Genomic DNA, 1,301 nt, shown 5'->3' on the forward strand with positions numbered 1-1,301 from the left:
ACTAGTCCATATCAATTTGTAGTAAAACTTCATAATCTTGTTTTAGTTCAGTTATAAGTTCTTCCCTTAAACGCTCACCTTCTTCTATGAAACTATTTTTATCTAAATTACTTAAAAACCTTGATTCCCTTGGGTCTTCTTTATCATAAGTTTTTTCATAGTCATCTGACCATTTGGTAATTCTATTAGCCAAATCTAAACTTATAGGTAGTTCTTTTGGGTCAATATTATCAAACATTCCGTCGTTCTCTACCCAAGTTGGATAACATTCATATTCTGGCATTAATTTTATTTTCATTTTAAATTCCTTATTTTTTAGGTTTTGAAACAGGATTGGCACCTACAATAAATCCATTACTACCTACGCTAATGGCTATATAGCGAGTTTGACCGTTGATAACAGTTTGGTAAATTGGACGACCATTTTTTTTACCCTGATATCCTACTATTTTGCCATGTTCTAATGTATTGATTAAAACAGATGGTATTTGTTGATTAGATACTCCTATAGTATTAAATTCAGCTGCATGCCTCTCAACAATATGTTGTAATCCAGCTTTAGAGCTACCAGTTTCAAGAAATACGATTTTACCAGTTGGTGTAATACCAGTAGTAACTACATTTTCTGAACTAATTTTAACACCATTAGCTTGTAGCATACTAATTCTTGATTTTTGTATTTCTTGAGGAGTTGCATGAATAATAGCATTATTACTAGGTTTAGCCTTAGAAACCGTCCCTAATCTACCAGCCCCACCTCCCCAAAGCTCTGCATACATTAAATCTGCCGCAATAGCATCCATAGGTCTATTTTCAGCTCGCGCAATATTAGCTATACCACGAGTAATCGTATTACTAAAAGCCAAGTCATTACTCATTGTTACGTTTGCTCTAAGATTACCACCTCCTAAAGATTCAATTTTTGTGTAATCATCAGCGAACGGAGCAATTTTGTTTTTAGGAAATCCTTGATAAAAATTGGCGATTTCCGTCTTACATTGAGCATGGTTAAAGTTTGTAATACAAACCCTCTCCAATCTTTTATCTTGCTCTTTACTTAAGGCTTGATAATAAGTATTTATGTTTTGTTTGCAGGCGATGTCTTTACCACACGCAGCAAGCTGTTCTGCCCATTGTTGTAACTGGATATGATTTAAATAATTATTCTGCGTCTGATTAACACTATTCGCCAATCCTGCTATACTGTCACCGACAGCCCCACCAACGCCAGCCGATAAGCCAACTAAAACAACCTTTCTGGTATCTTCATCATAGCCTTGGTTTTTCAAATATTCATCAAC

General features: G+C 34.7%; 1 protein-coding gene and 1 pseudogene. Both read right to left on the minus strand.

Annotated features, from left to right (window positions below; translation table 11 throughout):
* Position 1: 1 nt before the first annotated feature.
* Positions 2–298 (minus strand): immunity protein CdiI family protein, encoded by a 297-nt coding sequence (locus MA2_RS10690; protein WP_067059652.1) that lies wholly within the window; start codon positions 296–298, stop codon positions 2–4.
* A gap of 10 nt (positions 299–308) precedes the next feature.
* Positions 309–1,301, minus strand: a pseudogene (locus tag MA2_RS11280) (hypothetical protein); the annotation flags it as partial.

The sequence above is a fragment of the Moraxella atlantae NBRC 14588 genome (assembly GCF_001591265.1).
Lineage (GTDB): Bacteria > Pseudomonadota > Gammaproteobacteria > Pseudomonadales > Moraxellaceae > Faucicola > Faucicola atlantae.

Coding starts and splice junctions, on each gene's coding strand:
- MA2_RS10690 (WP_067059652.1), bottom strand. CDS start 298: ATGAAAATAAAATTAATGCCAGAATATGAATGTTATCCAACTTGGGTA.